7 protein-coding genes and 1 pseudogene are annotated in these 15,026 nt (G+C 72.3%); all 8 read right to left on the bottom strand.

Annotation, left to right across the window (positions count from 1 at the left end):
• A pseudogene (locus ACMW4R_RS06140) lies at nucleotides 1–213 on the bottom strand (30S ribosomal protein S12); the annotation flags it as partial.
• A gap of 364 nt (nucleotides 214–577) precedes the next feature.
• Nucleotides 578–1,330, bottom strand: coding sequence for a hypothetical protein (locus ACMW4R_RS06135; RefSeq protein WP_418299439.1), 753 nt, complete (start codon nucleotides 1,328–1,330; stop codon nucleotides 578–580).
• Nucleotides 1,327–2,883 (bottom strand): DUF5684 domain-containing protein, encoded by a 1,557-nt coding sequence (locus ACMW4R_RS06130; protein ID WP_418299438.1) that lies wholly within the window; start codon nucleotides 2,881–2,883, stop codon nucleotides 1,327–1,329. Before ACMW4R_RS06130 ends, ACMW4R_RS06135 begins: the two co-directional genes overlap by 4 nt.
• Complete coding sequence (locus ACMW4R_RS06125) at nucleotides 2,880–5,357, bottom strand: transglutaminaseTgpA domain-containing protein (RefSeq protein WP_058628210.1); 2,478 nt, start codon at nucleotides 5,355–5,357, stop codon at nucleotides 2,880–2,882. The genes ACMW4R_RS06130 and ACMW4R_RS06125 overlap by 4 nt, the downstream gene beginning before the upstream one ends.
• Nucleotides 5,354–6,730, bottom strand: coding sequence for a DUF58 domain-containing protein (locus ACMW4R_RS06120; RefSeq protein WP_058628209.1), 1,377 nt, complete (start codon nucleotides 6,728–6,730; stop codon nucleotides 5,354–5,356). The genes ACMW4R_RS06125 and ACMW4R_RS06120 overlap by 4 nt, the downstream gene beginning before the upstream one ends.
• Nucleotides 6,731–6,755: 25 nt before the next feature.
• The gene (locus tag ACMW4R_RS06115; RefSeq protein WP_418299437.1) at nucleotides 6,756–7,730 is read right to left on the bottom strand and encodes an AAA family ATPase; all 975 of its coding nucleotides are present in this window, start codon (nucleotides 7,728–7,730) and stop codon (nucleotides 6,756–6,758) included.
• A gap of 115 nt (nucleotides 7,731–7,845) precedes the next feature.
• Complete coding sequence (locus ACMW4R_RS06110) at nucleotides 7,846–13,803, bottom strand: Ig-like domain-containing protein (protein WP_418299436.1); 5,958 nt, start codon at nucleotides 13,801–13,803, stop codon at nucleotides 7,846–7,848.
• Entirely contained in the window at nucleotides 13,803–14,936 is a 1,134-nt protein-coding gene (locus tag ACMW4R_RS06105; RefSeq protein ID WP_418299435.1) for a serine/threonine-protein kinase, read from the bottom strand. Before ACMW4R_RS06105 ends, ACMW4R_RS06110 begins: the two co-directional genes overlap by 1 nt.
• Nucleotides 14,937–15,026 lie beyond the last annotated feature (90 nt).

Here is a 15,026-nt window from a genome sequence, read left to right as displayed (position 1 = left end):
GCCCTCGCCGGGGATGTAGGCGGTGACCTCGGTGCCGTTGCGCAGCTTCACGCGGGCGACCTTGCGCATGGCCGAGTTCGGCTTCTTGGGGGTCGTGGTGTACACGCGGGTGCACACGCCGGCCTGCTGGGGGTTCGACTTCAGCGCGGGAGCCTTGGTCTTCGAGACCTTCGGCGAGCGGCCCTTGCGAACCAACTGCTGAATGGTTGGCACGTTCTCTCCTTGTTTGGCCGGACGGTTCCTCTCGGACCGTCCGGGGTGCTGCACGGTGACAGCGGTCGTGTCTCCCCCGACACTTCGCGCATCTTGCGATTCGTGACGTGTCGGGCTCACGTGTGATCCACCGCACGTCAGAATGATCGGACGCGGTTTGTGGTGGATATGCCGTGGGGGCGACCTGTTCGCAGATCGATCCCTGAGATGGTGCGAGCGTTGATCCGCACCCCCTGCCCGAAGGCATGACGCACGGCGCGCGTGAACGCACACCCGATCAATGATACGTGGTGTTCGGGGGTGCGGGCAAACGTGAGGCGATCTCGCAGCGCACGGTGCGCGACCGTCCGCGAGATCGCCGCGCTCAGCGGACGAGCGCGATGAAAACGGCCAGGGCTCCCGCGATCACGGCGACGGTCGCTCCGCCGATGAGGAGCGGGGCGAGGGCGCCGCGACGCGAGGATCGGGCGCGCACGAGCGCGGGATCGCGCTCGGGGCCGCCCCTCGGTGCGGGCGCGCTGCGCGGCACGCGAACGGCGTCCTCGATGCGAGGCCGGTACGTCTCGGCAGCGTCGGGGTCGGGGACCCGCGCGGGTCGCGGGGCGGTCTGTGCTTCGTCGACCGCGGCGGCGAGCGGGCGCGAGGGAGCGGCTCGCGACGGGATGGCCTCGCGTGATCCGCGGGCGCCGGGCGCGGTGTCGTCATCGCCCTGCACGGGCCGGGGCGAGCGCACGGTCTCGGCGACGGAGGCGCGAGGGCGCGGGGCGGTGTCGTCATCCGCGGACGAGCCGCGTTCGGAGCGGACCGTCTCCTCGACGACCGCGCGGGAACCCGGCGCGGTGTCGTCGATCACCTCCGCGACGGGGGGCGTTCCCTCGCGCCGCCGGGCGTGATCCGCGCGAACGGTGTCGTCGTCTCCGCGGCGCCGGGCGATCAGGGTGTCGTCGTCGGCGCCCCCGGAACGGCGGCGACGGGCGACGACCGTCTCGTCGGCGTCATCCTCCTCGGAGGTGCCATCCTCCTCGGAGTCGACGGGCGACGTCGGCCAGGACCGGAGTCGGCCCGCCCAGAGCGTCACCTCGTCCGGGTCGTCCGGCTTGTCGTAGGGACCGCTCACGCGTCCCTCCGGGAAAGTCGCACCTCCGCGTCACCCAGGAAGAACCGCTCACCGGCTTCGATCTCCTCCCCCGGAGGCGCCTCGATCTCGGTGCCCATGAGGGTGGCGAACAGGACTCCGTTCGTCGAGTCCAGGTCGGTGACGAACCACGTTTCACCGCGGAGTTGGAGTCGCGCGTGGGTCTTGGACACCGTGCGTGTCTCATCGGTGATCGCCACGAGCTGCGCGTCGGGGAATGCGGTGTCGGCGGCGGGACGGCGACCCACGATGACCACGGACGACGTGAGGTCGATCGGGTCTCCGCTGGGCGGGACGAGCGCCCACGGGATGCGGCGTCGACGAGCCACGACCGTGCGATCCAGGGCGTCGAGGTCGTCGTCGCCGTCCGGGTCGGCGGCGAACTCCGGCTGCGTGTACAGCGCGGCGACCGAGGTGCGCGCGGAGCGGGGGGCGCCGGCATCCGGAGCACCGGAGACCGCCGAAACCGCCTCGGACAGCTCGGGGAACTCGTCCGGGGTCGCCTCGGCGTCGGAGGCGGGCGCCTCGGACTCCGGCGACGCCTCGGGGGCGGGACGCGTGAGGGGAGAATCCGACACCGGGGTATCGACGACCTCTGCCCGGCGCGGCGGGGCCCACGGCTCCGGCTGCGGGAACGTCTGCGCGGCGCGCGGCGCGGGCTCGACCTCGGGCTCCGCCGGCGCGTGGGGCGCCGCGGCGGCGCCCCGCCCGCGGAAGGGCAGACCCGGGGTCAGGGGGACCGTGGGCTGGAAGCCGTTGTCGTCGGGGTCGGACGGGGCGGGCGCCGCATCGGCGGTGCTACGACGCGGAGCGGGCTCGTTCGCGTCGGCGCGAAGGGCATCGAGGACGTCGAACACGGACGTCGGGGGCGCGGCATCCGGAGCACGGTCCTGCGCGCGGGACGAGGCGGGGCGCTCCGACAGCGGGACGTCGTCGTCGTGACGGGACGGCGCCCAATCCACGGCCGAGGGCACGGCGTCCGACAGGGAGCCGGAGGGCGCGGCGAAGGGGAGCACGACGGGCTCGGAGCGGGGTGAATCGTCGTCGGTTGCCGCGGCGGGCGGCTCGGGCGTCCAGCCTCCGACGAGGGGCACGTAGGGACCGGCGAAGTCCTGGCCGCGTCGCGACGGGGCGGAGTTCTCGTCGATCGCGGACGAGCGGATCGCCTCGTGCCCGTACCAGCGCGCGGAGCCGAACCCGAGAACACTCGCCCACACGACCTGCACGAGAACGCCGAGCACGGTCGTCCCGGCCCCGCGGTCGAATCCGACGCTGATGCGGTGCACCGCGACGATGAAGACGATCACGAACGCGATCCCGCCGAACAGCGGCACGAGGTTCAGGAGGACGAGCCAGGGCGAGAAGCCGCCGAGCTTCAGGATCGTGGCGAGGTTCACCACCGGGACCCAGGCCTTCCACGACGGCTCGCCGGTCTTGGCGAACATCGCCGACAGCGCCAGGGCGTACCAGACGTAGACGATGACGAACAGGACGGCGGTGGACAGCCCGAGGATGGCGCCGGTGGAATCGTTCATGTCGTGTCGCGCCGCCGTGGGGCGGGGCGCTTCCCCCTCTCGTCGCGGTGCGGCGGCCGTCGGCGCGTGGGGCGCGGGGCGAGGAACCGCAGGAACGATCTCAACGATACGGCCGCGAGCAGCCGCCGCCATCCGCCGCGCTGACGCGTGAGCGCGCGGCGTTCGGCATCGACGATCCTCCAGAACGCCGTGGCCTCGTCGGCCGTGACGGTCCGGGACGAGAAGACCGCGCGGTCGGCCTCGTCCGCGAGACGTTCGCCCCCGGCCGTGCCCCACGCCGAGATGAGCTCTCGGCGGGTGGATGCCGGCGGGAGTTCGCGACCCGCGTCCACACCGGCATCGACGTACTCGTCCCACCCGCCGGCGATCGCCGCTCGCGGGTCGGGATCGCGACGGCGGCCGCGACGACGGATCACCTTCGCGATCACCACCGCGAGGAACGGGCCGAACAGCACCAGGACGACGAGAAGCGAAAGCCCGGTGACCCGCAGGATCGGCCACAGCCAGGCGAGATCGAGACCGTCGTCCGCACGGTTCTCATCGTTGAGGGTGTTGTCCTCCTGCAACGGAGCCGGCGGAACGACATCGTCGACCGTGTCGGGGCGCACCTCGGTCACGTTCTCGGGGTCGCGCTGCTCGGTGACCTCGAGGCTCGGCGATTGCTCCCGCTGCGGGGTGACGTCGATCGCCGCCCACTGTCCGTCGGTGCCCTGCACCTCGGTCCACGCGCTGAGGTCTTCGGCGCGACATGTTCCGGCGTCGCACGTCGGGAGCGCGGGATCGGCGGACGCCAGGCGCGCGCCGACCACGACGCGCGCGGGGAAACCCAGCTCGTGGGCGATCAGGGCGACGGCGACAGCGAACTGCTCGTCGTCGCCGACGGCGGCGACATAGTTTCCGGATGCCTTGGCACGAGGGTCGTCCTCCCGATCGAGCAGGCGCTGGAACATCGTCTCGATGCGGGCCAGGGAATGGCCGGACGCGCTCGGCTGCACCTGATAGCCCGAGAGATCGGCCGCCCACTTCGGGGGTGCGGAGCCGGCGGCCGGTGCCAGTCCGTGGCTGAGGTACCCGCGCTCCCGCAGCAGCTGCACGAGGGAAGCGAGAGCCGTCCCGCCGTCGCCGGTCGCGTGCTCGTCGACCCACCGGCGTAGGTTCTCGCCGCCCGAGACACCGCCGGGAGCACCGGGAGGGGTGAGGCTCGCGATGTCGACCGCGGCCGTCTCGGTCCCCGTCACCCGGTAGCGGTCGCCCGGCTCGAGCCCGCCGTCGGCGATCTGCACGCCCGCCTCTGCGGCGGAACTGTAGTAGAACCGGTCGGCCAGCTGGTTCGCCCGGTCGCCGGCGAAGGTGGCTTGGACGAGGCTTCCCGCCGTCGGCATCCAGATTCCGCCGAGGTCGCCGATCTCGATCTCGGCGTCGATCGGACGCCCCTCCCCCGACGGCAGGCGCGACGGGACGCGGACGAAACGCCCCTCGCCCGTGCCCGAGGAGCGGAAGATCTCGCCGTCGTAGGAGTCGAGGGTCGCGACGCGGATGCGGTCGGGCAGGGCGCCGTCGCCGCTCACCTGGAACAGCACGTCGTCGACGCGGGCGTCCGAGAACATCGCCCGGTACGACGACAGCGGACTCACCGCCTCCGCGATCTGCCGCTCCGGGCCCGTGGCCGACCGCAGCACGTGCCGGTCGGCGTCGGCAGCCGCCCACGGGACCACGGCGACGGTCGCGAGAGCGGCGACGAGGATCATGCCCGCCCCGGTGAGGGCGCGACGCCGATCCGTGCGCGATCGCCGCGTGCTCGGCGCGACCGTCGCCAAAGCGGTGGCGCGACGGAGTGACCGGACCCGCTCGTCGTGGGCCCGCCACGCGAGCCAGAGCACCGCGGAGAGCAGCGCCGCCAGCCCCACCGCGGTCTCGATCGGTGTGGGCAGCGACAGCGGCCCCCACACGAGGGGGGAGCTCGGGGACGTCCGGCCGAAGAACAGACCGAACCCGGTCATGAGCAACCCGCTCACGACGGCGCCCGTCGATCGCCGATCAGTCCGCACGGCGAGGGAGAGCGTGATCACCGTGCCGACGAGGAAGACCACGAGGGCGGGCACGAGCAGGTTGCGGTAGTCGCCCACCGGGAGGTCGACGGTGACCAGGTCCTTCCAGGCCACGAGGACGCCCGCGGATGCCTCGCCGATCCCCCGCAGGATCTCGAGTGGCGCCCCGAGCCGCGACGGGACGGCGAGCGGCACGCACAGCACGAGGAACGCGACGACCGTCGCGGCCGCCGTGATCCACCCACCGCCTCGGCGCCAGGTCACGAGCGCGACGATCAGCGCCGCCGCGAACGCGGACACGACCACGAGCACGAGGAAGGACCACGAGGCGTAGACCGGCCAGGCGGCGACGGCGGCGAGCGCGACCGTCACGAGCGTGTAGAGCGCGGCGGCGACGACGCGCCCCGGATGCCGGGCGGCGGTCACGAGGTCGCTCCCCGCACGAGGAGCCCGGAGAGATCGTCGAGGGTGCCGATGGTCAGGACGGTCAGGCCGGCGATGCTCTGCATGCGCGGGTGCGCACGCTCGTCGCACACGACGGCCGCGACTGCGGTGTCGGCGGGGAAGGCCAGCGCGGCCTGACGCAGGTGCGCGACGGGAACGCGGGAGCCGACGACGACGAATGCGATCGAAAGACGCTCGTTCGATTCGGAGGCCAGGCGGCAGACGTCGGAGACCGGCATGGTGTTGTCATAGCGCTCGAGGGCGCTGAATCCGTCGAGCATCTGTCGCGGAGTGACCGTCGGCACGTGACGGATCGCGCGCAGACGGCCCTTGACGACGCGCGGGATCTCGGAGCCCGTGACGATGTCGATGTCGCGGGCGTCGCGGACGGCGCGGAGCCCGAGCGACGCCGCGGCGGCCACGGCGAGCTCGTACTCGTCGGCGTCGAGGTACTCCTGCGAGGCGGCTCCGAGAACGACGGCCATGCGGGAGCGGCGCGATTCCTCGTACTGACGGACCATCAGTCGGCCGGTCTTGGCCGTGGACTTCCAGTGGACCTGCCGCTGCGAGTCGCCCGGCGCGTACTCGCGGATGGCGTGGAACGACATGTCGGCGTCGACGAGGCGACGGGTCGCGTTGCCCTCGAGGTCGCGCACGAGACCGGCGCTCGTGGAGGGAAGGGTGACCGTGCGGGGGTGGACGAACAACTCGTGCGCGTCGTCGAAGTCGTGCTCCCGGCGCAGGAGCCCGACGGGATCGCTGCGGACGGTCGTGACCGGACCGACGCGGACGATGCCGCGCGGCAGCGGCGGGATCTCGAGCGCCTCGGTGACGCTCTGCCCCGGACGAAGGAGCGGGACCCCGAACTCCACGAGGCCCTGCCCGACGGGGATGTCGAGGCGCCCGGGGAGTGCGACACGCGAGCTCTCGTTGCGCACGACGATCTCGCCCGTCACACCGTGACCGGCCACGACGCGCTCACGCGCGAGGGTCAGATCGACGGCGTACGCGCGGGCGCCGAAGAGGAACGGCACGCTCATGAGCAGCAGAAGGAATGCGGCGCTGCCGGCGACCATCCACTCGACCCAGCCGAAGACGACGCCGAGCAGCAGTCCCCCCGTCGCGGCGAGCGTCACGACGGCGCCCGCCGGGCGCACGGTGCGCCCCGCCCATCGCGTCGCCGTGACGGCGGCATCCGTCGTGACGCGCCACGCCTCGGCGACGCGCACGACGGCGCGCACGATCCGCCGCTCGCGCCGCGTCGAGGTGGACGTGATCGAGGTGCGCGAGCCGGTGACGGCCGTGCCGGCGGACGTGCGCGTCAACCGCGACTCGGTGAGGTTCACCTCCGGCATGGGCGGATTCCCCTCGGAAGGGAGGTCATCGCGCGCGCTCGCTCTCGCGCTGCGTGGGCGGTGCGACGTCGAGGAGCACCTGCCCGATGACCGCCTCCGCGGTCACCCCGTCGAACTCAGCCTCGGGGTGCAGGATGAGCCGGTGCGAGAGCACCGCCACAGCGAGCGCCTTCACATCGTCGGGGGTCGCGTACGTGCGTCCCTGCGCGGCGGCGCGGGTACGGGTGGCCCGGGTGAGGGCCAACGCCCCGCGGATGCTGACGCCGAGGCGCACCTCGTCGGCGGAGCGCGTGGCATCCACGAGCCGGGCGATGTAGTCGAGGACGAGGGCGTCCACGTACACGGTGGCCGCGAGGTCGGCCATTCCGACGAGAGCCTGCGGGGTGACGATCGGGCGGAGGTCTGCCGTCGAGACCGCGGCTCCGTCGAGGATGCGCACGGTGGCGGCGTGATCGGGGTAACCGAGCGAGGTCCGCAGGAGGAAGCGGTCGAGCTGCGCCTCGGGGAGGCGATACGTGCCGGCCTGCTCGACCGGGTTCTGCGTCGCGAGGACGAGGAAGGGCACGCCGACCTCGCGCGACACTCCGTCGATGGTGACGCGCCCCTCTTCCATGACCTCGAGCAGGGCCGACTGCGTCTTCGGGCTCGCCCGGTTGATCTCGTCGGCGAGCACGATGTTGGCGAAGACGGGCCCGGCGTGGAACTCGAATCGCCCCGTCTTCTGGTCGTACACCGTGATGCCGGTGATGTCGCCCGGCAGCAGGTCGGGTGTGAACTGGATGCGGGTGTTCGTCCCCTGCGCGGACTGGGCGACCGCGCGCGCGAGCGAGGTCTTCCCGGTACCCGGCACGTCCTCGAGGAGGACATGCCCGTCGCTCAGCATCGCGGTCAGCACGAGCTCGACCACGTGCCTCTTACCGAGCACGGCGCGCTCGACGTTGTCGGCGATCTGCGAGAACGTCTGCGCGAACCAGGTCGCCTGCTCCTGGGTGATCGTCATGTCGGTGGGTCTCTCTCTGGGGGATGGATGCCGGGGGCGGGGCTACGCGGGGGTCGAGGCTTCGCGGGTCAGGGCTTGGCGGGTCAGGGCTTCGTCGGGTCAGGGCTTCGTCGGGTCAGGGCTTCGTGGGCGTTCCGGGCGAGCACGAGCCCGACACGGTGAGCGTCGCCGCGTCGAGTCCCCACCCCTGGGCGGACCAGTCGACGGTGACGACGACATTCTCGACGCGCTCCGCGCCCACGGGGACACGATCGCTGCCGTCGGCGCGGGGCACGACCGCGCCCTTCGCGTCGCGGAACACCGCCTGAGAGGTGTCGACATCCAACGACGCCTTGTCGTTGCTGGAGCTGCGTGAGATGTCGAGCTTGTCGCCGGCGACGCACGAACGCACGGAGGCGGAAGCCTGCACCTGATAGGGCGCGCTGCCGTCGGCGGGAGCGACGCGACCCGTCTCGGACTTCGTGCCCCACAACTCGTGCTCGAAGTAGACGCCGATACCCGGGTCGCTGTCGAAGACCGTCGACCTGTTGTTCTCGAAATTCGTGTACACGGGCACGTTGTTGCGCGGAGGCTTGCTACCGGCCTGGATCGTTTCGTCGATCCGCCAGCGCGCGATGGCGCGACCGCCATCACGATCGAGAATCGGCTCCGCGTCGACGCGGAACGTGTACCCCTGCGGCGCCGCGCGATCCTGATCGACCCGCTTCGTGTCGGTCACGGGGGCGGCCGAGCCGTACGTCTTGCCCTGGTAGACCGAGTCGACGCAGGCGGTGAAGGTGTACTCCTCGCCGTCCTTCTTGCCGGGAAACTCACGCCGTGCGCCGTCATCGCCCGTCCGGCAGGTCGTCCCCTCGACGACGCCGAAGCGCAGCTCGGAATCAGTGCCGTTCGGATCGGCGGTCGCCTGGGCCACGATCGTCGCCGACCCGTCGGACGCCGTGCGCGAGGTGAGGGTCAACGCGAGCCCGGTCGGCTTGCCCACGCCGTGGGCGCGGAAGGTCAGGACGCCACCCTCGACCGAGCCGCCGAGGCCGGCGGGGACGTCGAAGCGCGACAGCGGCGTGACGCGGACTTCCGTCGACGCGTTGCTGCCGACGCGGAAGCCCTTGATCGGCACGTCCTGCTGGTTGCGCCCGACCGAGACGGTCTGCGTCTCGCCCGTGCTGCTCCGGATCTGGAGAGACCCCGTCTCGGCGGCATCCACTCCTCGCACGAGGAGGTCGACGACGTTGCCGGCCCCGTCGTCCGTGACGGTCGGGGTCCAGTCCACGCTGTCGGGCCGCGGCGGCGGGTCGTACGCCCACGCGGTCGTGCGCACCGATCCGCGGGACTCCCCCACGTCGTTGACGGCGGTGACGACGTACTCGCGCTGGTCGCCGTTCGGCGCGGCGATGGCGGGGCAGCCGCCGTCCGGCGCGCAGCGGGCGACGATGTCGCCGCGGTATCGCACCACGAAGCCGGTCAGCGCTGGGTATGCGCGCCGCGCCTCACCCGCGTCGACGCGGAGCGTGAGCGAGCCGTCGGCGTACGCGGACTGGCGGACGCTCGCCGGGGTGCGCGGGTAGCCCTGGAGGTCGAGCACGACGCGCGCGTCGCGGGGACCCGCGGTGCTGCGCCCCTGGGCGTCGCGCAGGGTCACGCTGGCCGCACAGGTCGCGCCGGGGGCGTCGCCGGTCCAGGATGCCGCGATGCTCGTCGCCGAAGCCACCGCGAAGCTCACGCCCGTGCAGGTTCCCGTCGACCGGACGCCGACGACCTCGAGCGGTGTGCGTGGGAGCGGGTTGACCTCTCCGTCGGCGCCGACCACCTCGATCGTGCACGAGGAACCGTCGGCCTGCGAGCACTGGCGGGAGGTCGTGCCACCCTGCGGGAGGGTCGACGGAGCTGCACCCACGCGCAGGAGGAGACGGGCGGGAGCCACCGCGTTGTGACTCGTCACCGTGATGATCGCCGCGTTCTCGGTTCCCGGAACGGCACGGTCGGCACCGGTCACGGTGACGGTCGAGCCGTCGAGCGTGACGGACGAGAACGCCGACCCCGAGTACTCGAGCGCGTAGCGGATGCTGTTCCAGTCCTCGCGGCCCAGCTGCCACGAGGTCATGTTGCGCAGGTCGAAGGTCGCGGTCTCGCCCGGCCCGACCGTGAGCGAGCCGGGGCGGAGCTCGGGCTGCGGGTCGCGCGCCACGATGCCGATCGGGACGGAGAGGAGCGTCCACTCCTGCGTCCCCGCGATGCGCACCGGAACGATGCAGGCATCGGCCCACGGTGACCCTGTCCCGGCTTCGTAGGTCACCCGGGAGCCCGACACCGTGCAGCGCGCCTCCGCGCGCGCGCCGGTCGTGGTGGCCTCGCTGCCGACCTCGAGGGTGGCGCGCCGAGGAAGGGCGACGAGGGATGCCATGTCGAAGTCGACCGACGACAGCTCGTCGACGCGCTGCGCCGAGTTGGGACGCAGGGCGAGCGTCACGTCGTCGTCGCCGGGGACGCGGAGGAACGCGTAGGTCGTGACCTCGGAGCCGCCGACCGTGCCCGTGACCGCGAAGGGGATGATGCGGCGCGTCGCCGGCAGATCCCCCGAGATGCGACGCCCGTCGACGCGGACGTCGGACGGATTCCCCCACAGCGAGACCCTCAGGTCGCTCACGTCGCCGCCCGACCACGTGGCGCGACCGGCGAGAACGTCGACCCCCGTCGTGAAGTCTTCGCGGTCCTCGAGGGTGAGCGCCGTATCGGCCACGACCGGATAGTCGGGCACGCTCTCGCGCACCACCTTGACGACGATGAGTCCTCGCCCGGTGTTCCCGGAATCGGATGCCACGTCGTAGAGGAACGACATCGTCGCGGGGGCGTCTCCCGCGCGGATCACCACCCCGGTGTCGGTGACCGACTCGACCCGCTCGGCCAGGCGCGCGTACTCGGGGTTGTCCTCGCCGTCGACGAGTTTCTCGGGGAGGTCGGGACGCACACCGGTGAGCGTCAGACGACCCTGCGTGGGATCGATGTCGTTCGCGAGCGGGCTCACGCGGAGCCGGCTGTCTGCGCCCGCCTGCACCTGGACGTAGTCGGTGAAGGTGATGGGGCTCGGGTTCGCCTCGGCGTCCAGGACGCCGATGCGCACGGTGCCCTCGCCCGTGGCGCCGGCAGTGTCGGAGACGCGGTAGCGGAACGACACCTGGCCGCGATCCCCGGGGACGGACGCGTAGACGATGGAGAGGCCGTCGGGAGAGATCGACGCGGTCCCGCGATCGGGCTGGCTGACGATCCGGTCGAGCATCACGGCGTCGCCGTCGGGGTCGACCCCGAAGCCGGAGAACGGGATGGTCGTCGTCCCGCCGCTCAGCACCCGACCCTGCAGGGTGTCCGGCACCGGCGCCCGATTCGCGTCGTTACCGAGGACCGTGATGTGCACCGTCGCCTCGTCCCACAGCGAGGGAGCGCCGGTGGTGTATACCCGGTACGTCACCTCGTACGAGCCGGGAGTGGTCGGCGCGAGGTAGCGGAGCACCCCGCCCGAGGCGAAGGCGAGCGCGTCACTCGCGGGTTGCGCGCTCACGCTCGCCGGGTCGAGGGTGGGTCGTCCACCGGCCGGCGACACGTCGTTGTCGAGCACGGGGATATCGACCTGGGCACCGGCCCGGACGGTCACGGTGTCATCGACCGCGATGGGGGCGATCTCGGGCGCCGGCGGGAGCAGGTACACGGTCGCCTCCCCGCTGACGCGGGCCCCCTCGTCGTCGGTGCCGTCGCTCACGCTGTAGGTGACGGTGCCGAGGAGACCGGCCTCGCCCGTGGCGGTGCTCCCCGAGACGCGGAGATCGTTCTGGCCGACCGTGTCGACGCTGAGCGAGGCACCGTCCTCGGCCGCGGCGACGACGTCGCTGAGGAGGAGGACTCGCCCCGTCGGGTTCGACACCGCCGAGAACACGTCGAGGGTGGCGTCCTCCTGCGGGCGCACGAACGCCACGACGGGAGCGGTCGACAGCTGCGCGGGGGCGTCCGCGGCCAGCAGGGTGATGCGGGCGGTGCCGGTGGCATCCCGTCCCCCGTCGGAGACCGTGAAATCGACCCGGTACACGCCCGGTTGCGACGCGGTGAAGTCGAAGGTCGTGCTGCCGCCGATGACACCCGCGGTGGCCGCGGCGTCGTCGAGGATCCGGACCGAGCTGAGCGAGACGGCTCCCGCGGTCCCGGTCACGTGCGGACCGACATCGACCGTGAGGCTCGACCCCACCGTGTCGACGACGGCGAAGGACTGCACGGCGAGGCCGGGGTCGGGGGCGACACGGATCAGCAGCGGCTTCGTCGCCACGGCTCCCCGGGTGTCGGCGACGGTGACGTCGAGCTGGATCGTCTGCTCGCCGCCGGAGCCGTCGTCGGCGTGCTGGTAGACGACCTCGCCCGCCGGGGTCGAGGTGACACTGCCGACTCCGCCCGGGTTGTCGACCGACAGCAGCAGCAGCGGGTCACCGTCGGGATCGACCCACCCGGGGAGGACGGGGACCGTGATCGTGCCGCCGCGCGCGACCTCCGGGGTGGGCCAGGGCTGAAGACACTTCTCGACACCGCACCACACGGGGGCGGCGTTCGCCGCTTCGGGCGAGACGGTCAGCGTGACGGTGGTGGGGGCGGACGTCAGCCCGTCGGGCGTCGTGCCGTCGGTCACCGCGTACGAGAACGTCGCCGTGCCGGTCGCCTCGGGACGCACGCGCACCGCGAGGCGCTGATTGTCGTCGGTGAGACTGAGCTCGCCGAAGCCGGGATCGAGACCTGTGACGCTCTCGCCGACGATGCTCAACACGTCTTCGTTAGGGTCGTGGTCGTTCAACAGGACCGGGAGGGTGACGAGGCGGCCCGCCCGCACACCGAACGCATCCGGCTCCGCGATCGGGGGCTTGGGGTCGAGAACGACGCTGAGCTGCTCATCGCTCTGGACCGCGGCTTGCTCCGTCCTGTCGTCGAGGCTCCAGTTCTGACTCGACGCGACGAGCGTCCCGTTCGGGACGGTCCACACCCAGCCGCTGCGCGTCTCGTTCAGGATCACGGCGTGGTCGGTCGCGACGAACACCGGACGACGCTGATCGGGAAGCGTTCCCCCCGCGTAATCGAGCGGCGTCTCGCCCGCGTCGGAACGCCAGAGCGTTCCGCCGGCCTCGCCGGGGAGCAGCCACGCCGCGTACGCGACGCCCCCGTGCGAGATCGGCTTGGCGGGCTGCCCGAGAACGGTGCCCCCGCCGCCCACCTCGCGGTTCGGTCCGGAACCGTCGACGGGAATCGCCCACAGCGACTGCTCGTCGGCGAGGTAGACCGCGCTGCCCGCGGAATCGGGAGAGCTGACGACGGCCTGGTCGACCACGGCGACATCGACCGGGTCGGCCCCGCGCACCCACACGCGCCCCGCGTCGCCGTCGACGAGAACCCAGGTGTCTCCGGCCGCCGAGAGGAGCGGGGTGGACACCTCGGCGGCGAGCGCATCGCGCGCGCGCACCTCGTCGGCGGCGATGTCGTAGCGGATGACGGAACCGTCCGCCGAGGAGTACGCGAAGAGCATTCCGCGGTCGTCGAGGGCGATGGCATCCGCGGTGTACGACGGGGAGTCGCCGCCGGCCGAGCCGAACGGATCGAATTCGGATGCCGCCTGCCCGGCCTCGCTCAGCCGGCCGGTGAACAGCGTGCCGGTGTCGGTGCGGTACACGACGAAATCGCCCGCCGTGACCACCGAGGTCGTGCCCGCGGGGGTGTCGGGGGCGGACGAGAGCTGCTCCTCCTGCAGGTCGACCGGCTGGGCCTCGTCGATGCGCGAGAGCTTGCTGTAGCTGTCGGTGAACAGGTACGCGCCGTCCGCGCTCTGCGCGACCTCGCTGGGATTGCCTGCCGACCGCACGGTGTCGAGCTCGCCCACCGAGGTGTTGACCCGGGCGTAGCGCTGGCCCTCGCCGGTCTGCAGAGCCCAGACCGAGGTGTCGACCTCGGGGGTCTCTTGCGCGTCGAGGCCGGGCCAGACGACGCTGGCCGTGATCACGAGAGCCGCAGCCGCGAGCGTGGAGGCGAGACCGACGACCGTGCGTCGCCGCATCACAGCACCCCCGTGGCGTACAGCGCGGCGACGACCACGGCGCCCGCGGCGATGACCGTCGCTCCGGCGAGCGCCCAGGGCAGGACGCCGTGCGACGCCGGCCCGGGAGCCGAGATGTCGGTGTCTTCGTCGCGGGCGAGGCCCGTCACCCCGGAGCGGTCGCGGAGTTTGCGCGCGCCCTCGCGTTCGATGTGCGAGCGCGCGGGCCCACGCAGCGCCGTGTCGGAGAAGTCGACCACCCCGGCCGACGGCGACCAGGCGGCGCTGGGCACCTCGAGAGGGGTCGCGGCGAGGCCGAGCTCGGTCTGCACGCGCTGCAGGTCTTCGCCGAGAGCGCGCGCGCTCGGATGTCGGTCCTGCGGGTTCCGTGACATCGCGCGGGCGAGCGCGGCCTGCAGGGTCGGCGGCACGTCGGAGCGGGAGATCTCGGTGTACGACGCGCGCGCGATGCGGCGACGCAGCTGCTCGCGCGAGTTCTGCCCGCGCTCACGACGCTCGAAGGGACTGTGCCCGGCCAGGAGCGAGTAGACGGTCGCCCCGAGACTCCACACCTCGCTCGAGACGGTGCCGGCGGTCTGTTCGGCGATCACCTCGGGGGCGCTCCACGGAACCGACATCGCGAGCATCTCGTCGGCGTCCTGGCGCACCAGCGACGACGAGATCCCGAAGTCGGCGAGGACGGGCGCCCCGAAGGTCGTGACGAGGATGTTGCTCGGCTTCACGTCGCGATGCACCAGACCCGCGTGATGAGCCGACTCGAGGGCTCCGGCCATGCGCACGCCGATGGCGAGGACCTCGGGCACGGGGATCCGCTCGACCCGGTAGCGCTGGGCGAGCGATCCCGGGCAGTACTCCATGACGATGTAGGGCCGGCCGTCGGCGGAGATCCCGGCCTGGTACACGGTGACGATCGAGGGGTGCGCCGAGAGGTGTGCGAGCACGTCGGCCTCGGCGTTGAACATGCGGCGGAGATCGGGATCGCGCACGTCGCTCGGGAGGACCTTGACCGCCACCTCGCGACGCGGCATGTCCTGCCCGTAAAGGAAGACGTCGGCGAAGCCCCCGGAGCCGAGCGGACGGATGTACGCGAGCCCGGGCAGGATCGGCGGCGACGAGGGGAGGCGCTGCGGCATGGTGCCCCCTCCCGGACGACGCGCCCGCGTCTGGCCGGGCGGGCAACCCGGCAATGCTAACAAAGGCGCCTCCGGGATCCCGGGGGCTGT

The sequence above is a fragment of the Microbacterium sp. S1037 genome, assembly GCF_048381605.1.
Classification (GTDB): Bacteria; Actinomycetota; Actinomycetes; order Actinomycetales; family Microbacteriaceae; genus Microbacterium; species Microbacterium testaceum_B.
The sequence above is the reverse complement of the archived record's forward strand: the minus strand, read 5'-3'. Positions and strand labels throughout refer to the sequence as shown.